The organism is Couchioplanes caeruleus, from assembly GCF_003751945.1.
Lineage (GTDB): Bacteria > Actinomycetota > Actinomycetes > Mycobacteriales > Micromonosporaceae > Actinoplanes > Actinoplanes caeruleus.
Window position 1 is genome coordinate 6,525,551 of the sequence record NZ_RJKL01000001.1, and the last position, 20,245, is coordinate 6,545,795.

Here is a 20,245-nt window from a genome sequence, read left to right on the forward strand (position 1 = left end):
TCTTCCACCCTTGCCGCGTACCTTCGGCACGCGGTGGCCGTGTTCTTCGCCCAGGTCGCCGACACTAGCCCGGCAGGCTTCGAAGATTCGCAGACCGAGTAGTCCCAGCATTGCAGCGGAGTCGGGCGTGCGGTCGCTGGAGTACCTTGTCGAGAGCGACCAGGCCGGCGCCGCGGCGATCCGTATCAAGGCGGCGGGACCGCACTGAGCGGTCAGGCCAGGAAGCGGCCCCGGTACCGCCAGAGCAGCGACCCGCCGATCACGGCGACCACCGCGGCGGCGGTGATAAGGCCGGCGGTCGTGCCGTTGTCGTGGAACTCGTCGCGAACCAGGATGAAGCCCCGGATCACCCCGCTGATCAGGAAGATCGTCACCAGCACGCTCATCGCGCGAACCTGACGCCGTTCCTCGCGGATGGGTGGCTCGGTCGCGTAGGCCGGGGCCGGATCCGGCCGGGGGATGGCGCCGGGATCGCGCGGTGCCTCGTCGACGCGTAGCGCCGCCGGGCAGTGCGTGTCCAGCCACGCCACAGCCTGGTGGCCGTCGCGGTACAGCGTCGGTTCGACGGAGACGACGATGCCGTCATGGCCGACGAAGGTCCGCCCGCCGTGCGGCCAGGCGCGGACGATCGCGCAGGCGTCGAAGCGGACGGTCGCGCGATGATTGCCGCTGACCAGGCTGACCCCGTCCACGGCGACGATCAGGTGGGTATCGGGCTCCGACACGGCGGCGTACGGCGTGCCGATCACCACCGTGTCCGACTCGGCGGGCGCGGCGGTGAATCCGGCCCAGGTGCCCGCGGTTCCCGGTGGCGTCATCAGCAGGCCGGTCCCGGCCGCCTGCTGAGCCATCGCGGTGACGTCCTGCGGAGTGACCGCGGCGAGCAACGCCAGCTCCGTCTCGATAGACGGAACCGGACGACCGGCGAGCAGCGCCCGCGCGTGCCCGGCCAGCCGGTCGCCCTGCTGGTCGGCGAGCACCAGCGCCTCGTGCCGCTTGCGGATCACTGCCTGGACGTCGGCGGGGTCGATCCGGCCGACCCGCAGTGCCGCGAGTTCGTCGACGAATGCACCCAGCACGGCGCCCTGCTTGTCGGGCAGGCAGTCGGCGAGTGCGGTGACGAGCGCGGTGTCCGTACCCATCGGGTGGTAGTCGGTGTGCGCGGCGTAGGACAGGCCCGCTTCCTGGCGCAAAGTTCGGATCATCGCTCGTTCCAGGACGTCGGCGAAGACGATGGCGGCCGGCCCGTAGGGCACCATGCCGCTCCACCCCACGACTCCTTCGGGGCCGGCGAAGCAGGCTGGGGTGACGGGCAGTGCGGAGGACGGTGCCGGCGAGGGTTGCCTCGTGCCGCTCGGCAAGTGCAGCCGCAGCTCTGCAGGCACCTCATCCCCGGCCACCCACAACACGGCGTTGTCTCGGGTGAAGTACCGCGCTGCCCAGTAGCGCAGGTCGTCCGGCGTGATGGCGGACACGCCCCACTCCGGGTACGCGACCGCGCCGTGGTCGCGCGCGCCGTGCCGCCACAGCGCCAGCGGCTCGTGAGCGCTGTGTGACCGCGAGTGCGCTTCGGCCCGCAGGATGTCCTTCTCGGTATCGAGGCGGTGCATGGGTAGGTCGTGCAGGGCCGTACATACGCCGTCGACGAAGCCGGCCAGCTCGCCGGGCGTGCCGGTCATGTGGAACGAGGTGTACTCGGTGCCGGTCGATCCGTTGTAGTGGAAGTCGGCGAGTCCCAGCGGGGACAGGGCGAGGTGCTCGATGAGGTGGGTGATGCCCCGGCGGGCCATCGGTTCGTCGGCGAAGCCGACGCGGAACACCAGCCCGGCCCGGGCGGGGCCGGTGGAGGGGCCGTGCAGGACCGGCACTCCGCCGATCTCGGTCCGGGCGATCATCGGACGGCTCCGGTGGCCAGTGCGGCGCGTCGGTACCGGCGGATCGTCGTGACCACGTCGTCCTCCAGGTAATGCCACGGATGTTCGGTGGCCAGGTCGCCGAGCATGGCGAAGACGGGCGCGGCGGCGGCGTGGTCCCTGCCGAGGGCGAACACCATCGCGAACGTGCTGGCGGTGCCGACCCAGCCCGGCTCTCGGCGAAAGTCCGGATGCCATACCGATCGGTGTGCGGCCTGGTGCAGCGCTTCCCGGATCGTGACGTCGCTCAGGTAGGCGTGGGATGCTGCAGGGTCGGTCTGCTCCAGGCCGAGCATGTGTTCCAGATGTGCCTCGGCGACCAGCACACCCTGAGGTGCGCCGGGCGGGGCGGCGAGCATGGAATCCCAGGCCCACCGGTGCAGATGGTCCCAGGTTCCGCCCCACTTCGGGCACAGGCTCTGCAGGTATTGCAGCTGGCCCGTGAGGTGGTGTGGGTCCGCCGCGACGAGCCGGTCGTAGCGGCGGCGGGTCTCGGCCTGGCCCAGTTGCAGGCCACGGGCCGTCGTCAGCCGTGCCGTCCACAGCGCCGGGTCCCGCGGCTGCCGTGCGGTTGCATCGATCAGCACCGCCTCGGCGCGCCGCAGGTAGTCGTGGAAGCGCGCGAACTGATCCTGGCTGACGTGCTGCGCCAAGGCCCCGGAGCGGATTTCCCAGCCGGTATGGATGAGGTGCAGAGCCAGCAGGGCGGCGGCAGTGCTGTCCGTGGCGTCCGAGTCCCAGACGATGCGCGGAAAGTCGCCGATCGTCCCGTCGCCGGTCGCCCAGAGCAACAACCTCGAGCGAGCGTCCGGCGCTGCCGCGTCGAGCACGGCGCGGCAGCTCCACCAGTCACGCCGCGCCAGCGCGGCGCGCAGTGCCGCCAGCTCGGGATGGGCGGCTGCCGGGTCGAGGACCACCTCGCCGGGGTTCATGAGCATCGGGACAGGGTGAGGACGAACGGTTGCCGAACCAGGTGCTGGCAGGTTGCGGTCCGGTCGCAGGGATCAACCGGCGCGGACGGCCCGGCGCAACGCGGGAGGGCATACCTCCCCGGCGCGCGGACACCGCGCCGAAGGTTGAGCTCGGGCGACACCCGCAGGAGCATCGCCGGAAAGTCCCGGCGGCTGGTGAGCTGATACACCCGCTGACGGCTGATCGAACCGAGCATGACGCGGGTCTCGTGTGCTCCGATGAGCCGCAGAGTCTTGGCAGCTATATCCGCATTCTAGTCGCGTGACTATTGGTCGCTGGAATTGACTCATGTCACCCCCTCCGCGAACGATGGCGAATGAGGCGAAGTTTGAGTCGGAGCCCGGACGTCAGCTGAACCGGGAGCCGGGCCGAGGCGCTCCCAGGTCGAGGTGGCCCGACCACCGGCGGCGCGACCCGGGGGTAGGCGGATCAGGGCGTCGTCGACGCGGTCGGGATCGGCGGGGCACCGGGGACGGTGGCGGAGACGTTGATGGTCCGGGAGCGCTGCTGCCCGCCGCCGACGGTGTACAGGGTGTAGACGTGGGTCTCGGTGCTCCCCGGCCCCCCACCGCAGGAGAAGTTGAGCGTCTCGGTGCCGGTAGTGCCGGTGTAGCTGCGATAGCTGCCGACCAAGCCGGGATTGTCCACCGAGAGCGCGGCGCCGGTCGCGCCGCTGAGCTTCCATTGCACGGTGGCGGGCGTGTGGTTGCCAGCGGTGTCGCACCTCGGCTGCTGCTGGACGCGGAAGTAGACGATCTGCGGGCCGGCCGGCTTCGGGGCGTGGTCGCCGCCGCCGGCGGGTGTCCCGGTCGCCGCCGGTGCCTGGTTGTCACCGATCGGGGGTTGGCTCACGGCCGGTGTCGACGAGATGTCGCCCAGGTCGGCCCTCGCGCCGGTGCCGGCCCGGTCCCGGGCGATCTGCTGCTGTCGACCGTCCGGCCTGTCCAGCACCACTATGGCGATGGCGGCGACGGCGCTGAGCAGGGCCAGCACGCCGAGGAAGACGAGCGCGAGGGTGAGGCGCCGGTCGGTGGTGCGGATCGGCTGGTGGGGTTCCATGATGATCTCCTCAGGGGCAGGCAACCATTCGTGAGGCTAGGCGCCCGCCGCCGCCCGCACCTCGCCGATTCGTGCCATTGCCACGAGGCGGCGCCCCGCTGACGAGCGCGGATTTACAGTCCAGGCGTCGAACCGATGCTGACCTGCAGCGGAGGTCCGCTTCCCTTGATACTTCTCCGCGCAATCTCCGTACTGTCGTCGATCATCCGAGGCGTCGGCCGCGTGTGAGCCAGGGCCGTCGCCCGGTGGTGCGTGAAGGTCCTCGCCCCTCGGCTGCGGGATTCGGCGGTCGCCATCGTCCGTGCTGGTGTGGTGACAGGTCGGGTCTTTCCGCCGCGGCGGCGCCGGCGGCTGGTGTGGTGGTTGCTGACCGCGGCGACCGTGCTGATCGTGGCGGCTGTGCTGTCCGGGTGGAATCCGGCCGGATGGCGGCCGCCGAAGCTTGGCTGGACCGGGACCGAGCAGGCCGGGTGGTTCGCCGGTATCGGCGCGGCCGTGTTCGGTCTGGCGTCCACTGCTGCGTCCTGCGGCTGACGACGCCCGAACGTATTCGACCGCTATACGGCCGATATACGTGGCCAACCAATCCTTGAGTCGGATCTGCCGACGCGGCGGATCGGCGGCGACATCAACGAAAGGGAATGTAAATATGCGAACGATCCTGGCCAAGACGACGCTCATCCTGGCAGGGACCGCGGCCCTGATCGGCCTGGGAGCGACCGGCGCCAGCGCGGCTCCGACGGCTCAGGCCGCGGTGGCAGACTCTCCGCTGACGCTCGGTGAGCACCAGAGCCTGAGCGGGAGTACCTGGGACTACCGGAGCACCAACCGGGCCATCAACCCCGAAGACGAGGCCAGCTCGGCCTACAACCACAGCTCCGTCGCCTGGGTGCTGTACCAGCATGACAACTTCGAGGGCCGCCGTTACTGTCTCAAGCCGGGACAGAGGATCAGCAACCTCCACGACTCCCGGTGGGACTTCGGGGACAAGATCAGCTCGGTGCAGCGGCTCGGTGTCACCTCGTGCAACGGCTACCCCACCTTCTGATCCAACGGGGGTGACGCAGGGGGCCGGGTCACCGGCCCCCTGCGGTTGTCGCTTCAACCTCCGATTCCGCTGCCGCATGCGCGGCCATCCACTGCCGCACCGCCAAGATTTCCTTGGCCCTAACTCCCTTGGGCCGACCACACCTCGGCCGGCCGCGAACACGCCCGGACACGGCGCTGGCCGACAAGACATCCGATGGGCGGAAGCATCAAGTTGTGGCGTTGACGGCGTTGGGGAAGGCGATCGGTTCCTTGAAGTGATCGCGTTCGAGTAGGCAGTGATGGAGGCATCCAAGGAACCGGTTGAACAAATCGAGGGCACGGCTGATGTCGGGCAGATCAACATCGATTCAGCAGATCGTGTTAGGGGCAGCAACGGGGCGTCAATCACCTTCGGCACCCAGCCAGTCATCCCGAAGCCCAAGACGGCCGGTGTTAAAGGCTTGGGCAAGCTGCGCTATGTCGTGGAGCAGACCTTCGCGCTGCTGCATCAATTCCGCCGCCTGGCCGTGCGCTGGGAACGCCGCCTCGACATCCACGACGGCTTCGTCAGCCTCGCATGCGTCCTGATCTGCTGGCGCCGGCTGATCAACTGGCCCGGCCAGAGATCGTGTTAGCAGCAGTTAACTGCCCCTAACACGATCTGCTGAATCGATGTTGATCAGCGCCACGAGGTGGAGATCAGGCTCGTTTCGGCGGGCATGAGCAAGGTGTGGATCGTTGATGACGACCTGTGGGAGTTGATCGAACCGCTGCTGCCACCGTGGCCGGACAAGGCTCCCGGACCGCGCCCGGTCCCCGACCGTCTGTGTCTGCAAGGCATCTTGTTCGTGCTGCATACCGGGATCGGCTGGGAAGACCTGCCACAGGAACTCGGGTTCGGCTCCGGGATGACCTGCTGGCGCAGGCTGCAACGCTGGACCGTGGCGGGCGTGTTCGACCAGGTGCATCAGATCCTGCTCGCCAAGCTGAACGCGGCGAACCAGATCGACTGGTCGAGGGCGGCGATGGACGGCAGCCACATCGACGCGAAAAAAGGGGCGCCGGGACGGTGGCAAGATGATGTACCAGCTCCGACATCACAAGAAGGGCATCATCAAGAAGGTGCCCTCCCGAATGAGAACCAAGGTCGAGAACGCTTTTACCTTCGCTCTCGGAACCTACGGAGTCGTCCTCAACGTCATCGGTCCGTGACGGACAGCACCCTCCATGGCCTCGTAACGCACCAACAGAAGGAGTAACAGCGATGGGACGGCGATCGCAGCCGAAAGGCCGGTTCTCCCTGCGCAGGGCAATGCGCTTCGAACCGCTCGAGGCGGCGATCGCCGTCACATCCTTCCTCGTTGCCATCATCGGAATCGTGGTCATTCAGAGCGAAATCGACGCGGTCGGCGACCTAGGCGAAAACGGACACTGTCTGGACGCAAAAGTCGAAAAGGCCGGGTGGCTCAAGAGCCTGCGGCTCGGCAAGTCCGCGGACCTCACCTACGTGGTCAACGGCGTCCGCCACCACGGCACGCTTCATTACCAAAGTGACCAGACACTGCAGAGACACTCCACCGTGAGGATCTGTACCGATCCCGCCGATCCCACAACCTTCGCCATCGACACCTACGCAATCACCGGCGATTCGACCGACCTTTGGCTGCGCGGAGTCATCGCCGCTCCGATCGGGTCCATCGGCGGCATCGTTTTCGTCCTTCTCCTCTCCAAACACCAGTGGCGTTTCCATGACGAGGATCCCGATGAGGGAAAATAGCACGGCGTGTAATGTCGACGAGGACCAGAACGGACGAGAGGACACTAACTGGACGTTTTGTTGGCATTGATGGTGCTAAAGAACGGTTAACAGCAGGCGATGGCAGTACCCGCCTGGCCGATCTAACCGAATAACGCAGTATCAGGTGCTTCAGATCTGTGAGGGTCCGCGGCTTTTCGTCCCTCGATCGTGTTTCATTGACTTCCACCTCGGAATCGGCGGACATGGTGTCCTCACCGCACGACTCCACCACCGTAATCCACTGCTATGACCGAACGTCGCGCATACCCGTCCGACCTGTCCGACGCCCGCTGGGCCTTGATCGCGCCCCGGCTGACCGCGTGGCGTCAGGCCCGCACCGACGCCCGCACCGCGATCGGCATCAAAGGCCGCACCCCCAGCCACGACCTGCGGGAGATTTTCAACGCCATCCTCTACGTCAACCGCACCGGCATTGCCTGGCGTTACCTCCCGCACGACTTCCCTCCACACGCGACGGTCTACGGCTACTTCGCCCTATGGAGTAAGGAAGGGATCTTCACCGCCCTCAACTACAACCTCACCGGACTCGTCCGTGACCACCACGGCCGATCCGCCGAACCCACCGCATCGATCATGGACACCCAGAGCGTCAAGACCTCCACCAACGTGCCGCTCAAGGCCCAGGGCATCGACGCCGGCAAAAAGATCGCCGGCCGTAAACGCGGCATCATCACCGACACCCTCGGCCTGCTGCTCGCCGTGATCGTCACCGCCGCCAGCGTCAGCGACAACGTGATCGGCAACGATCTGCTCGACCAGGCCACCGCCACCCACTCCGCCCTGACCAAGACCTGGGTCGATGCCGGCTTCAAAGTCAAAACCGTCGAACACGGCGCCAGTCTCGACATCGACGTCGAGATCGTCAACAAAGAACCGCAGGTCAAAGGCTTCAACGTGGTCAAACGACGCTGGGTCGTCGAGCGCACCATTGGCTGGCTCATGCACCACCGCCGCCTGGTGCGCGACTACGAAACCCGGCCCAGCAACTCCGAAGCCATGATCACCCTTGCCATGATCGACAACCTCGCTCGCCGAATCACCGGTGAAACCACCCCAACCTGGCGAGACCCCCAAATTACATAACACCACAAAATACGTTAATCAGACGTCCTCTTAGGCAAGTTCCGGATTTGGACCGCGAGATCACCCCTAGAACACATTGAGCCCTTTCCAACTTGGGTGCGTGGTAGGGCAGGTAGGTTGTTTGAGGGCTCACCTACCGATGGCGAACATGGTTACCAGGTACCCTAGGTCCGTGTTCGGCCTGCTGGGAGACTTCCTTGCCGACGCCGTTGGCTTTTGGATTGGCGACAAGCTTGGTCGATTCGCTCGCCGAAGGCCGCAGGACGAGCGGCGCGTGATAGCGGCGTACCGCGATCGCTCAAGGGATGGAATCGGCGGCCGGTGGCGGCATGGCTACATCCGTGCCTGCGACGACGACCTGGCGTGGGTCGCGGACCGGTTGCGTACGGCAAGGCGAAGCCCGGTTGCCTTGAGAGACCTTCGGATCGTTGAGCAGCGTGACTTGAGGGCATGGGAGCGATGGTTTCTCAACGGTGACTTGACTGTCCTGTACTGCGAAACGCCGGGCGGGCCGGTTGAGCTGGCGGTTCCTCAGAACGAAGTTCAATTCGTCCGTGGTGCCGTTGCAAGGTTCCGCCGTGGCTGATGAGCGTTCAGGCTCGATAAATCGGGTTCTCGATGTGGTGTAGGACGATGATGGCCTGCACGATCGCGGTCGTCCGGGACGGGCTGCAGCGCAGCTTGGCCAGGATTTTCCACGTCTTCAAGGTCGCGACCGCGCATTCGCCGCGAGCCCGGATGCGGGCGTGGGCCTTGTTCACGGCCTTCTGACAGGCTGACAGCTTCGGTCGATCACGGTGGCGTTTGAATGGCGTGCGCACGGTGCCGCCGGCGCCTTGGTACGCCTTGTCCGCGAAGGTCATCACCTCGGCGCTGGTCAGCGCGGTGATGATGCCGTGCTTGCGGGCCGCGGTCAGGTCATGCGTGGATCCCGGCAGGGTCGCTGAGGCCCACACCAGCCGGCCTACCGCATCCGCGATGATCTGCACGTTCATACCGTGCCGTCGGTGTTTTCCGGAGTAGTACGGCTTCTGGTGGTGGACCCGGTCGATCGGGATCAGGATGCCGTCGAGGATTGCGTAGGCCAGCAGGCGGATGCGTGTCATGGCCGCTAGCAGATCGTCGGCGGTCGCGGCGAGCAGGGTGATCGCCTCACGCACGTAGCGCCAGGCGGTGGCCACGCCGATCTCGAAGCCGGCGGCGAGGCGGGTGAACGTGTCGCCATTGCGCAGGTGAGCCAGCGCGAGCAGCGCCTGACGGCCGGGATCCAGGCGACGCCAGTGCGATCGCCGCTGGTGGCGGTGGGCACGGATCAGGTCGGCGAGGTGGTTCAGCGATCGGGTGGACAGCGGGATCGCGGCAGGGTAAGACAGCAACGAGGCTCCCCGGAAGGGGCATCTTTCTTGGTCGATTGCTTGTCTTACCGGGAGCCTCACCTCAACCCGCACCTCGCCTCAGGACACGCCTCGAGCTGCGCAAACCCAGTTGGAAAACGCTCATTCCTCTCACGGCCTCCATTGCCACGATGTTCGCCAAGCTGTACTCACCTCCCAGGACGAATGGCCGCTTCGGCACTAATCGATCGCCGATCTCCAGCTCTCCGTGCGCAACCTGCCACTCGTGTGCCAACGGATAACCTCGCCACCACCTGCACGGCAGCCGTCGCGACCCGCCGGCGCACGCCGATGACATCCCACGTCGACGAGGTCAGGAACTGCTGCAACTGCTGATGATCCACGCCGAGACGAGCCGAACTGGGTGAGGGCGACGCACCGCTGCTCAAGGTCGTCGAGGCCGGCGCGGCGGCGTTGCCGCTGTGGATCTTCGCGTTCATCACGATGTTCGCCGTGGCGAACTCAGCGCTGATCAACATGCTGATGGCCAGCCGGGTGCTCTACGGCATGGCGAACGAGCGGATGCTGCCCAGGATCCTCGGCCGGGTGCACCGCACCCGGCGCACGCCGTGGGGTCGGCATCCTGTTCACCACGGTGTTCGCGTTCGGGCTGATCTGGTTCGCCGACCTGACGGCGCTCGGCGGGACCACCTCGTTGCTGATGCTGTGCGTGTTCACCGTCGTCAACGTCGCGGTGCTGGTGCTTCGACGCGACCCGGTCGAGCACCGCCACTTCCGGGCGCCCACCGTGGTTCCGGTGCTCGGCACGATCGCCTGCGCCTACCTGGCCGGTCCGCTGTCGGGCCGGGCCACCGCGGACTATCGGGTGGCCGGCATCCTGCTGGTGATCGGGGTCGTGCTCTGGATCCTCACGTTCCTGACGAACCGCTACGTCCTGCGCCAGGAGACCACCCTCGACCCGACCGGCCTCAAGCACTAGGCGGTGGCTCAGTCGGTTCCGGGTCCCCAGGTTCCGTCGTCGTGGACGCGGTAGGTGCGCTTGCCGAGGGCGAGGGTGGCGAGTGCTTCGAGGTAGGTGTCGGCGACGAACCATTCGCCGGCCTGGTCCAGGTCGAAGACCCGCCCCCGCTCATCGATCGCGAGAATGGACTCCTCGTCGATCGACCCGAGCGGGAAGAGCCGCGCACCGATGACCTGCCCGAACTCGTGCAACACGTCGGCGCTGTAGGCGGCCCGGATCGGGAAAATCTCGAAGAAGCGGGAGCGCTGCTCGACGCCGGCGCACCGGCGGCCGATGCCCAGCGAACCCGTATGACCGTACGCCTCGAAGAGAGCCGGGAATACCTGGTGGCGATGTTCCTGGCCTCTGATCGCGACGATGTCCTGGACCATGGGTTCGGCTATACCTGCGTAGAGCTCGTGCGGAACCGGCTCCCACCCCCACTTGAGCATTTCCGAGGCGAGTTCGTCCGGGAAGCGGGTGGGGTCGGGATTGGGTTGTTGCGGGGCGATGGAGTCGTAGAGCGCGCCGGTCTCGGCCCAGGGCAGGAGCGTCAGCAGGGTGAGGACGTAGATGCAGCTCTCGCACGGGTTGCCTGGCTCTTTGCCGAGAGGGTCGCCGGGTTCGCGGATGCGGAACCGTTCGAACTGCGCGGCCCCGAGCAGTTGTCGTGCGTCGGCGAGGGTCAGCGGTGGCAGGCCTTCCGATGCGCGTTTGCGGTCGGCGTCGTGCAGGACGTCGGAGCAGACGATCAGTTCGGCGTGCCGCTCACAGCCTCGTACCTGTTGCCCCGGGGTCTGCTCGGCGAGCAGGCCTAGGACCAGGCGGTGGTGGTGGAGTTTCTGATCGCCTTTGGCGCCGCGGGCGATGTAGACACGGCCGTCAGCGGTGACGTGCGCGGCGACGCCCGGCGCGGTCCGGCGCCGGGCTTCGCGGCGTAGTTGTACCTCCGGGTCGGCGGTGCGGGGCGGGTCGACGATGGTGGCGCGTTGTTCGCGGTAGACCTCCTGCACCGTTTCCGAGGGCCAGCGCGGCCAGATCGACACCCGGCCGGTCTCGCGGTCGATGACCGTGGTGCCGCTGCCGAGTTCGGAGCGGGAGAACAGGCGCCTTACCGAGGCGGTGGTGACGATGAAACCGAGGTCGAACTCCTCGACCGTTGCGCGGTACTCGTTGCCCTTGGTCAGTGACTCGGCGCGGGCCCACGCCGCCGCGCTGGCTTCCGCGTCCTCACGGGTGATCATGATGTTGTCCTTCACCAGGTGCCGTTGTTGCGGATCCGGGTCGCCGGAGCACCCGTGAGCAGCGCGGTCAGCGCCTCGTCGAGGGTCTCGGCGATGAACCATTCACCACCCTGGTCCAGGGAGAAGACCCGGCCTCGCTCGTCGATTGCCAGGACCGCCTCGTCGAGGCCTTCGACGCCCAGCGGGAACATCCGGGCGCCGATGATGGTGCCGAGTTCGTGCAGCGGATCGGCCAGGCCCGCCAACTGGCCGCTGCCGATGCGGAACCGCCGGATCCGCTGCGCTATTCCGGGGCCGCTGCGGCTCGGCGCGACACGGAGGAACTCGGCGTAGGCGGCGGAGGCCGCAGGGAACCGCTGCTGCCCGAACTCCAGTCCCGCCCGGGTCTCGATCCTCGCCAGGGCACGGTCGCTGTCCTCCTCGCGCAGCACCTGGGGGTCCCAGCCGGCGGCGGCGAGTTCCCAGGCGACCTCTGCAGGGAAGCGGCCGGGTTGCGGGTCGGTGCCGTCGCTCAGCTTCCGGTCGTCCAGGCACGTCCGGTGTTCTCGCGGAAGGACCCCGAGCCGGGCCAGCACGTCGTAGCAGGTGGCGCACGACTCTGCCGGCCGGCCGCCGAGCTGGTCGCCGCGCTCGCGGATGTGGAACGTGTCGAACTGGCCGTGTTTCAGGAGGTCTCGCGCCTCGTCGAGGGTGAGCGGCGAACCGGCGGCTGCTGCCCGGGTCCGGTCCGCCTCCTGCAGGACGTCCGAGACGACCAGCAGTTCGGCGTGCCGCTCGGCGCCGCGGATCAGGTTGACGACGGGGATCGCTTCCAGCCACTGGGCGACCAGCGGGTGGTGGCGTGGCGCGACGTCGCCCTTGGCGCCGCGGGCGCGGAAGAGCCGGTCGCCGAGCGTGAGGTGCGCGGCGACCGAAGGGCTGACCAGGCGGTCGGCCTCACGGCGCAGCTCCGCCTCGGGGTCGGAGGTCTGGTGCGGGGCGACGATGGCGTCGCGGCGTTCGCGGTAGCGATGGTCGAGCTCGCTGGGCGGCGCGGGGGGCCAATGCGAGAGGCGGCCGGTCTCTCGGTCGATGATGGTCGTCACATCTTCGCCGGGTTCCGTGCGCACTTCGGGCGGCAGTTGCATCCACACCGCGTAGCCGAGTGACAACTCGTCGACGTGCGGGGTGCACGCATAGCCACGTCGCTGCGACTGTCGGTGAGCCCATCTGATGGCGATGTACTGCGCCTCCGCCAGCGAGATCATCGAGGCCGTCCCCCTTCGGTCGAGGCCTAGAAACTACCGGACAGCAACCTCGCGCGATGCCGGTAGCATTCGACCCCCACTTGAGTCCCGGGGGAGGGCCTGCGTGCCGCACCAAGCCGACCGTGATGCGAACCGTGCCCTACGAGCCCGCTTTGACGACGTACGGTCACGCTACGAGCGCCTGCGCTCGGGCATGGATGAGATGCAGCAGCGCCTCGCGAGGATGGCCGTCACGGTCGAGTCACCGGACGCTCTGGTCCGTGCCACCGTCGGTCCCCGCGGACAACTCGTCGACCTCAAGCTCGACCGCGAGATCTACCGCCGCGGCGACCCGGACGAACTCGCCCGTACGATCCTGCGCACCGTCGAGGAGGCCGTCGCCAGGACGACCGACCAGGTGCAGGAGATGCTGTCGGAGTATCTGCCGCCCGACTCCGGCGCTGCCGGCTTCCTGCGCGACGGCGATTTCGGCCAGCTGCTCAGCCGCCAGGACCAAATCATGCGTGAGGCGGATGAGAACGATGGCCGGTGAACTCAATCTCGATCCGCAACGTGCCATCGCGGCCAGCCGCGACCTCTCCGCGTCGGGTACCCACCTGGTCAACCTGAACAACGGCGTCGTTGCCGACATCGCTCAGGCGAGCGGGGACCAGCCGTGGGGAAAGGACGAGATCGGTGCGGCATTCCACAAGAACTATGCACCGTTGCTGACACAGTTCACGGCTGCCTTCGCGAAGGTCGCGCAGTACGTCGAGGGCCTCGGTGATGCCGCGGAGCAGAGCGTCCACGACAACACCGGTGCCGACGACCGCGCCCAGGCGACCGTGACCAAGGCCTACCGGTCCTGAGCCGATGTCCATTCTGCCCAGCCCCATCCCGCATCCGCTGGACTTCTCGCCCTGGGATCTGCCTGGTTGGGTCTACGAGGGCCTCGAATGGGTCGTCGGTTTCGACTGGCCCGAGGGCAACGAGAAGACCACATGGGATATCGCCGACCAGTGGTACGAACTCGCGAACTCCATCGTCGGACCCCGTCAGGACGCCAGCGAGGCCGCACAGCAGATCATCAATGCCTATGGCGGCAGCGGCACCACGATCGACGCGTTCATCACCGCGTGGAAGGCCGTTGCCGACGGGTCCGAAGCCCCGCTCAACGCGTTGCTCGAGTTCAGCAACGAGATGGGCAAGATGGTCGAGGAATGCGGCTGCGACATCGAGGGAGCCAAGCTCGAGGCCTGGATCGAACTCGGCATCTTCGTCACCGAGCTGATCGCCCTCTCGGTCACCGTCGTCCTGACGCTGGGCGCCGCCTCGCCCGCGGCCGGCGGCATCATCGCCGCGACCCGCTTGGCGATCCAGATGATCTTCAAGAAGCTGATTGCGCAGCTCTCCAAGAAGGCCATCAAGAAGACGCTGAAGGAAGCCGGCGAGCGCGCCGCCAAGCAGTTGCTCTCCAAGCAGGGCCTGAAGCAACTCGGCAAGAACGGTCTCCGGGAAGGCCTGGACGAGGCGCGCGAGGAGGCGGCCACCAATCTCGCCATCCAGACGTACCAGAATTCGACTGGCCGCCGTGACGGCCTGGACGTCAAGGAACTCGGCATCTCGACCGCCGCCGGCTTTGCCGGCGGCGCGGCAGCCAGTGGCGCCTACATCGGTGCCGGAGGCCGCGGAGGGCTCCTGCGCGGCGCAGCGGGAGAGGTCCTCGGCGAGTTCGGCGGCGCCGCTGTCACCGGCGACCTGCCCAGCTTCGAAAGCCTCGCCAAGGCCGGCACCTCGGGCGCCGCCGGCTCTGCCGTCGACGGCGCTCGCCACGACTTCAGCGCCATGCGCGCCAACCTGGGTACAGCCGGTGATCTCAGCCTCGGCGATCTGCCGTCCGCGTCGTCCGGCGGACCGAATTCCTTGGGTACGGGGACCACTTCCGTAAACCCCGACGCCTTCAACGGCGGCGCGACGGGCGGGGGCAGCACCGCCACGGGCAGTGGCGGCGGTGCCTTCAGTGGGACGTCGTCCGACTTGGCCGGCAGCGGGAACTCCTCGGACAATCACAGCGCACCGGGATCGTCCACGCATTCCCCGTCGAGTTCGTCGGCGTCCACAGGCCCGCCTACCACCGAGGCCGCGCACCCGGCGTCCGGGACCGTCGACACCTCTGCCGCCCCGAGCGGGGCCACCGCGACCGTGCACGACGCTTCCGCGCCGAGCGGGGCCACCGCGACCGTGCACGACGCTTCCGCGCCGAGCGGGACGCCCGCGACCGTTCACACGTCGGCCGCCGCGAGCGCGGCCGCGCCGACCGTCGACACGTCCTCCGCCGGGAGCGCGGCCTCACCGACCGTGGCCGCGCCGGCCTCGAGCGGCGCCACGCTGTCGTCGGTCGCGCCGCCGATCGATGCCCCCGCGCCGAGCAGCGCCTCCGCGCCGACGGGTTCCCCGCCCGCGCCGACCTCGGCGGGCCCGCCCACCGGCGGCGTACCGGCGGGTGGGGGTCCGGTCGGCTTCGCCCCGGCCGGCGGGACAAGCGGTCCGGGCGGCATGCTCGCCGGCGGCTCCATCGCGCCGGCAGGACCGGTGTCCGCGGGCGGGCCGAGCACGAGCGGGTCTCTGGGCCTCGGTGGCTCACTCACCACCAGCGGTTCCGTCACCACCGGTGGCCCGCTCACCACCGGCGGACCGCCGTCATCGACAGGGCCCATGTCCACCTCGGGCCCGTCGACGTCGGCCCCGGCGGGTCCCCACTCCGGTTCGGTCACGAACGGCCCCGCCGCGGGTTCCTCCCCGAACAGCGCCGCGCCGGCCAACGTCACCGCCGGCCCGCGCACCACCGGCCCGAACCTCACCGGACCGAACCTCACCAGCCCGAACCTCACCAGCCCGAACCTCACCGGCCCGAACACGACAGGGCCTGCCGCCGGAGGCCCCAACACCACCGGCCCGCAGCCGAACAGCCCGCTCACCGGCGGCCGGCCGGACACCGGCACGACCGCCACCGGCCCCAATCCGACCACTGACACTGCCCGCTCGAGCACGCCGCGGATCGACGCCCCGCTCGCCTCGGCGACGGGAACCCTGCCGGCGACATCGGCACCCTCGACACCCTCGGACGGGACCCAGCCGGGGCGGCCGAACCCTGGCACTGCCGCCGGCACCCCGACTCCCGCCACACCGTCGGCGTCGGAGCCGACATCGCCCCATGCGTCGGCGCCATCGGATCGACCGAGCCCGGATACCGGCCGTACCGACCCGCCCGCCCGCAGCGATTCACCGGGCCGTACCGACTCGGCCGCACGCACCGACCCATCAGGCCGTACCGAGGCGCCTGCGCGTGGTGACGCGCCAGTCCGTGGTGAGGCGGTCGGGCGTAACGACGCATCCGGGCGTGCTGAGCCGCCGCCCGCGGGCGGCTCTCATGCCAACCCGCTGCTGGTCATGCGGACGCCCGAGCAGGCGCGGGCCGAGCAGGCCTACTTCGACGCCCCCGAGCGTACGAAGCAGGCTCTCATCGGCAGGGTGATCGACGGGTACCGGCGGGAAGCCGACCTCAACATTGCCCAGGTTCGATCCGGCCGGCGACAGGCCTGGCGACAGGCGCTGAAGGCGAAGCTGAGGTTTGACAAGCACAGCGAGAACCTTTACCGGGCCATGGAATCGATGTACCGGTCCCGGGAGCAGCAGGCCATCCAGGTGCGCCAGCAGCTTGACAAACCGGGCAGCGAGTTGCCGCTGCAGGGCCACGACTTCCGGGACGCGAATACCGAGCGGGCGCATCTGTCCGACCGGCCGATCTGGGGCACTGATCAGTCGGCGCTGACCGGCAGCGGCAACCCGCCGAACGCGCGGACCCTGCGGCCCTACTACGCCGTCGGCGGCCTGCGCATGCCGCTCGCGCAGCACCAGGCGGACCTTGAGCGGGTCGCGCCGCGGGACCAGAACGGCGTACCGCTGCGCACCCCGGACCCTAGAGGCGCGATCCTGAAGCTGCTGAACGACGGCGGTCCCGGCGCGGACCCCACCCGAGGCGTGAACTGCCTCGACTGTTCGCTGTCGTTCTTCGAGACCTACGTACACGGTCGCCCCACCGTGTCCGCGCCGCGCACCTTCGACAGCTATACGGTCGGCCAACCCGACGGCCACGTGGGCGAGACGGATGGTCATCTCCGCGCCGAACGGGCCACCGGCAGCGGGTTCACCCAGGTCACCCCGCATGTTGGCGGCCTGTCGCCGACCCAGGCCCAAGCACGGATCGACCAGGGTTTCGCGGCAGTGGCCCGTACCCTGTTGCAAGGCGGCCACGGCTCCACCGCAATCATCATCAACAAGTGGGAAGGCGCGGGCGCCCACGCCTGGAACGCCGTCAACCACCACGGCACGATCGTCTTCCTCGATCCGCAGTCCGGGCGTTACGCCGACGCGGGCACTCCGGGACTCCGCACCCTCTACGGCCACACCGGAACCGCCCACGGCTCCAACGTCGTCGAGATCAACGCCCTCATGGTCGACGGCCAGGGCAGGCCGATGGCCGTGCCGAACACGCCGCCGGCGCCGTTCTACAGCGGACGGAGTACGCCACCTCCGCCGCCGGTCCAGCAGCCCCAGCCGGTGGTGCACCAGCAGCCGCCGGCTCCGGTCGTGAATCCGCCACAGACACCGGCCCCAGCTCCCGCGCCGACGCCGGCTCCCGCGCCGGCCCCGGTCATGAACCCGGCTCCGGCCCCCGCGCCGGCCCCGGTCATGAACCCGGCTCCGGCCCCCGCGCCGGCCCCGGTCATGAACCCGGCTCCGGCTCCCGCGCCGGCTCCGGTGGTGAATCCGCCGCAACCGCCGGCGCCAGGCCCGGCTCCGACACCTGCGCCGGCTCCGGTGGTGAACACTCAGCAGGCGCAGACACCGGCGCCGCAGGTCGTCCAGCCGCAGACACCCAGCGTGCAGCAGCCGCCGGCGGACGAAGCAACGGTCCCGCGGCCACGATCCGACGAGCCGCCGACCCCGACGCCTGCCGTGCAGGACGCCATCCCGCCGACTCAGCTCGGCCCCGACGACGAGCGCTCACCGCGTACCCGGCAATCGCAGCCGCAGCGACGGCCGCTCGACCTGTTGTCGGTGCTGGACCCGGACTCCATGACCAGACCGGACGGCAGCGATCCGCTCGTCGTGCTGGACCCTGCGCCGCGACCGAAGGCGGAGGACATCAGGCTCGCGTTGTCGCCGGACACGCCGGTGACGCCCGCGCCGCACCCCACGCCGACACCGACGATCGATCCCCAGGACATCGCCGAGCAGCGGGCGCGGGCGGACTATCAGTACGCCAACGATCGTGTCCGGCGCGAGGCCGACGAGTCGCATCGGCAGCGGCTGGCGCAGGACCTGCGGGAGCAAGCGGCGACGAAGCGGGCCCGGGCAGAGGACCTGGGCGTCCTGATCCGGCAGGCGGACGAGCGCGGCAACGACGCGCAGGCCACCGCGCACCGGGAAGAACGCGAGCGGGAGCTGGCCGCGGCGGACGACCTGGTGGATCGCGCGATCACCGTCGACAACGGCGGGCAGATCGGCGACGTCGAACTGTCCGGGCGCGACTGGGAACGGGCCAACGACAGCGTGAGCGACCTCGCGCCGGGCCCGGTCGAGACCGGTGACCGGTCGGCACTGACCGGAGACGACGGGCCGCTGTCGATCGACCGGACGCGCCGGTACTTCGAGCGCGGCGGGCTGCGGCCGCCGCTGCGGATCCACCAGACCGACCTCGAACGCGCCATGCCGCGCGACACCGACGGCATCGTCGTCCGGCACGCCGATCCACGCGAAGGCACCTGGTTCTCACTGGTCAACGACGGTGGTCCGGAGGCCGACCCGACACGGTCGATCAACTGTGGTGACACGGTGCTGTCGCTGTTCGACACGTACCTGCACGGCCGGCCGCGGGTGTCCGCGCCGCGCACGTTCGACGGCTACCACGACGGTGACCCGAGCCGCCCCAGCGGTGCGGAGCGGGGTGTCTCGGCGCGTATCGAAGCCACGGTCGGTGGCCGCTTCGAGGGCATGACCGACGTGCGCGGCCTCGACCCGCAGGACGCGCGTACCCAGGTGCGGCTGGCCGAGAGCCGGGTGCGCAACCACCTGCTCGGATCGGGGCACGGGTCGTTCGCGTTCCTGGTGACGCAGGACCAGGGTGGCCGCACCCACGCGATCGCCGCGGTGAACCACCACGGCACGATCCTCTACCTCGACCCGCAGAACCGCAGCATCAGCGAATCGGGGCCGCTGCGCACGCACACGGGCATGGGCTTCCCGTCGGACGTGGTCCGCATGGACGCGCTGACCGTCGACGGCGAAGGCCGCCACCGGCCGCTGACCGGCGACGGAGCCCGGCCGCTCGTCGCCGCCGACCCGGCCGGACCGGCGACCGCAGGTGCGGCACCGTCCGGCGACCCGGGCACTGCCCCCGGCGGCACCGGCGCGCAGGAGGAGCCCCGCCTGTACTCGGCGGCGGATTTCGAGGGTCAGGAACCGGTGCGCGACGCCAAGAACGGCAAGGAGATGTGGCTCGGCACCGACGGCAAGTACCACCGGGTGAACGATCCGGAAGGCACCTACCGGCGAGTCGAGGACGGCCAGCTGCGCGACCAGACCGGCCACTTCTGCGACGACCCCAACAGCGCGGCCGATCGGGGAATCGACAAGACTCCGGTGCCGGGGCCCAAGGCGGACCGGTACAAACTCACCCCGAACACGCAGGACCCGCAGGCCGCCGATACCGCCGTCCTCGACGCGGCCGCGGAGCGGGCACAGGTCGCCGCCGACAAACAGCGGGTCTGGGACGAGGGCCTCGGTGCGATCGTCGACACGCTGCGCGACGAGGGCATCGAGGTCAAGGAGTCCACCTTCGACACCACCGTCAAGAGCGGGCAGTCGGCGAGCAGTTTCGATAAACTCATGCTGCACGCCGAGGAGCACCTCAGCGTCGAGGACCTGGTGACGCTGGAGAAGCTCGGCCTGCGGTGGGCCGAACTGTCGGCCGAACTACGGCGTGCCAGCGAGCGGCTCGGCACCGCGGGCGGCAACCTCGTCCAGGCGACGAGGTATCCGGACGCGGAGCGCATCACCGGCGGCGACGTGTGGGAGCGGGGCACGCCGGGCAACTTCGACCGGGTGCTCTACGACCCGGACAGCGGCCGGCTGGTGGTCATCGAGGAGAAGGGTGTCGACAGCCCGCTCGGCACCAGGCGGGTCGAGGACCCTGCCGACCCGGGCGCCGAGAAGGTCGTCGCCCAGCAGATGAGCCCCGAGTATCTCCGGGACCTCCTGCGGCACGACAACAAGCTGGGCGTGGAACTCGCGGGCGACGAAGAGCTGCGCGCGGCCGTGCAGCAGGCCATCACGCAGGGCAAGGTGGATTATCTGGTGGCCCGTACCCGCATCGACGGCACCGTCAACGTGAAGCCCTACAGCCTGCCGCCCGAGAGGTGGCAGTACTGGACCATTGATGTGGCAGGATCGCCTTGACCAGTGGCGACGCACCGGCCCTCG

At 68.9% G+C, this 20,245-nt stretch carries 17 protein-coding genes and 1 pseudogene; 11 read left to right on the top strand and 7 right to left on the bottom strand.

The window, feature by feature from the left end:
- Positions 1-212: 212 nt before the first annotated feature.
- From EDD30_RS29350 to EDD30_RS29365, 3 genes are all read right to left on the bottom strand, one after another.
- Positions 213-1,895 carry a peptidase M16 family protein gene (locus tag EDD30_RS29350; protein WP_071807795.1) on the bottom strand — a complete coding sequence of 561 codons (1,683 nt, stop codon included), beginning with the start codon at positions 1,893-1,895 and terminating at the stop codon, positions 213-215.
- Positions 1,892-2,851 (bottom strand): hypothetical protein, encoded by a 960-nt coding sequence (locus EDD30_RS29355; RefSeq protein WP_071807794.1) that lies wholly within the window; start codon positions 2,849-2,851, stop codon positions 1,892-1,894. Before EDD30_RS29355 ends, EDD30_RS29350 begins: the two co-directional genes overlap by 4 nt.
- Positions 2,852-3,314: 463 nt before the next feature.
- Positions 3,315-3,944: a hypothetical protein gene (locus EDD30_RS29365; protein ID WP_071807793.1), complete on the bottom strand. Its 630-nt coding sequence runs from the start codon at positions 3,942-3,944 to the stop codon at positions 3,315-3,317.
- Positions 3,945-4,196: 252 nt separating this feature from the next.
- Here EDD30_RS29365 and EDD30_RS38475 point away from each other — a divergent pair, with 252 nt between their 5' ends.
- From EDD30_RS38475 to EDD30_RS29395, 7 genes and pseudogenes are all read left to right on the top strand, one after another.
- A complete protein-coding gene (locus EDD30_RS38475; protein WP_071807792.1) occupies positions 4,197-4,478 on the top strand; it encodes a hypothetical protein in 282 nt (93 codons plus the stop codon).
- A 115-nt stretch (positions 4,479-4,593) separates the two neighbouring features.
- Positions 4,594-4,992, top strand: coding sequence for a beta/gamma crystallin-related protein (locus tag EDD30_RS29375; protein ID WP_071807791.1), 399 nt, complete (start codon positions 4,594-4,596; stop codon positions 4,990-4,992).
- 280 nt (positions 4,993-5,272) lie between these two features.
- The gene (locus tag EDD30_RS39370) at positions 5,273-5,608 is read left to right on the top strand and encodes a hypothetical protein (protein WP_170047499.1); all 336 of its coding nucleotides are present in this window, start codon (positions 5,273-5,275) and stop codon (positions 5,606-5,608) included.
- Positions 5,609-5,692: 84 nt separating this feature from the next.
- Positions 5,693-6,076 (top strand): annotated as a pseudogene (locus EDD30_RS40985) (transposase); the annotation flags it as partial.
- 161 nt (positions 6,077-6,237) lie between these two features.
- The gene (locus tag EDD30_RS29385; RefSeq protein WP_143162863.1) at positions 6,238-6,750 is read left to right on the top strand and encodes a hypothetical protein; all 513 of its coding nucleotides are present in this window, start codon (positions 6,238-6,240) and stop codon (positions 6,748-6,750) included.
- A 267-nt stretch (positions 6,751-7,017) separates the two neighbouring features.
- Positions 7,018-7,875, top strand: a complete 858-nt coding sequence (locus EDD30_RS29390; RefSeq protein ID WP_123678569.1) for an IS5 family transposase — start codon at positions 7,018-7,020, stop codon at positions 7,873-7,875.
- A gap of 172 nt (positions 7,876-8,047) precedes the next feature.
- Positions 8,048-8,461 (top strand): DUF2550 family protein, encoded by a 414-nt coding sequence (locus EDD30_RS29395; protein WP_170047254.1) that lies wholly within the window; start codon positions 8,048-8,050, stop codon positions 8,459-8,461.
- Between the two features lie 7 nt (positions 8,462-8,468).
- On the opposite strand, the gene EDD30_RS29400 is transcribed toward EDD30_RS29395, so the two are convergent.
- Positions 8,469-9,251, bottom strand: a complete 783-nt coding sequence (locus EDD30_RS29400) for an IS5/IS1182 family transposase (protein WP_071805267.1) — start codon at positions 9,249-9,251, stop codon at positions 8,469-8,471.
- Positions 9,252-9,418: 167 nt separating this feature from the next.
- Entirely contained in the window at positions 9,419-9,748 is a 330-nt protein-coding gene (locus tag EDD30_RS41595) for a hypothetical protein (protein WP_211277776.1), read from the bottom strand.
- A gap of 116 nt (positions 9,749-9,864) precedes the next feature.
- On the opposite strand from EDD30_RS41595, the gene EDD30_RS40010 reads away from it, so the two are divergent.
- A complete protein-coding gene (locus EDD30_RS40010) occupies positions 9,865-10,209 on the top strand; it encodes an APC family permease (RefSeq protein ID WP_211277775.1) in 345 nt (114 codons plus the stop codon).
- Between the two features lie 8 nt (positions 10,210-10,217).
- Here the strand turns inward: EDD30_RS40010 and EDD30_RS29415 are convergent, their stop codons facing one another.
- Positions 10,218-11,474: an SUKH-3 domain-containing protein gene (locus EDD30_RS29415; RefSeq protein ID WP_170047252.1), complete on the bottom strand. Its 1,257-nt coding sequence runs from the start codon at positions 11,472-11,474 to the stop codon at positions 10,218-10,220.
- Between the two features lie 11 nt (positions 11,475-11,485).
- Entirely contained in the window at positions 11,486-12,721 is a 1,236-nt protein-coding gene (locus EDD30_RS29420) for an SUKH-3 domain-containing protein (RefSeq protein WP_071805263.1), read from the bottom strand.
- On the opposite strand from EDD30_RS29420, the gene EDD30_RS41600 reads away from it, so the two are divergent.
- The 3 genes from EDD30_RS41600 to EDD30_RS29435 are packed head-to-tail and all read left to right on the top strand — an operon-like array spanning position 12,693 to position 20,221.
- Entirely contained in the window at positions 12,693-13,253 is a 561-nt protein-coding gene (locus tag EDD30_RS41600; RefSeq protein ID WP_084556378.1) for a YbaB/EbfC family nucleoid-associated protein, read from the top strand. The two genes, EDD30_RS29420 and EDD30_RS41600, sit on opposite strands and share 29 nt — an antisense overlap.
- Complete coding sequence (locus EDD30_RS29430; RefSeq protein ID WP_071805259.1) at positions 13,243-13,569, top strand: hypothetical protein; 327 nt, start codon at positions 13,243-13,245, stop codon at positions 13,567-13,569. The genes EDD30_RS41600 and EDD30_RS29430 overlap by 11 nt, the downstream gene beginning before the upstream one ends.
- A gap of 4 nt (positions 13,570-13,573) precedes the next feature.
- The gene (locus EDD30_RS29435; RefSeq protein ID WP_123678570.1) at positions 13,574-20,221 is read left to right on the top strand and encodes a toxin glutamine deamidase domain-containing protein; all 6,648 of its coding nucleotides are present in this window, start codon (positions 13,574-13,576) and stop codon (positions 20,219-20,221) included.
- Positions 20,222-20,245 lie beyond the last annotated feature (24 nt).

Coding starts and splice junctions, on each gene's coding strand:
- EDD30_RS29420 (WP_071805263.1), bottom strand. CDS start 12,721: ATGATCTCGCTGGCGGAGGCGCAGTACATCGCCATCAGATGGGCTCAC.
- EDD30_RS41595 (WP_211277776.1), bottom strand. CDS start 9,748: ATGTTGATCAGCGCTGAGTTCGCCACGGCGAACATCGTGATGAACGCG.
- EDD30_RS29355 (WP_071807794.1), bottom strand. CDS start 2,851: ATGCTCATGAACCCCGGCGAGGTGGTCCTCGACCCGGCAGCCGCCCAT.
- EDD30_RS29415 (WP_170047252.1), bottom strand. CDS start 11,474: ATGATCACCCGTGAGGACGCGGAAGCCAGCGCGGCGGCGTGGGCCCGC.
- EDD30_RS39370 (WP_170047499.1), top strand. CDS start 5,273: ATGGAGGCATCCAAGGAACCGGTTGAACAAATCGAGGGCACGGCTGAT.
- EDD30_RS29350 (WP_071807795.1), bottom strand. CDS start 1,895: ATGATCGCCCGGACCGAGATCGGCGGAGTGCCGGTCCTGCACGGCCCC.
- EDD30_RS29385 (WP_143162863.1), top strand. CDS start 6,238: ATGGGACGGCGATCGCAGCCGAAAGGCCGGTTCTCCCTGCGCAGGGCA.
- EDD30_RS29375 (WP_071807791.1), top strand. CDS start 4,594: ATGCGAACGATCCTGGCCAAGACGACGCTCATCCTGGCAGGGACCGCG.
- EDD30_RS29365 (WP_071807793.1), bottom strand. CDS start 3,944: ATGGAACCCCACCAGCCGATCCGCACCACCGACCGGCGCCTCACCCTC.
- EDD30_RS29390 (WP_123678569.1), top strand. CDS start 7,018: ATGACCGAACGTCGCGCATACCCGTCCGACCTGTCCGACGCCCGCTGG.
- EDD30_RS29430 (WP_071805259.1), top strand. CDS start 13,243: ATGGCCGGTGAACTCAATCTCGATCCGCAACGTGCCATCGCGGCCAGC.
- EDD30_RS41600 (WP_084556378.1), top strand. CDS start 12,693: ATGTACTGCGCCTCCGCCAGCGAGATCATCGAGGCCGTCCCCCTTCGG.
- EDD30_RS29435 (WP_123678570.1), top strand. CDS start 13,574: ATGTCCATTCTGCCCAGCCCCATCCCGCATCCGCTGGACTTCTCGCCC.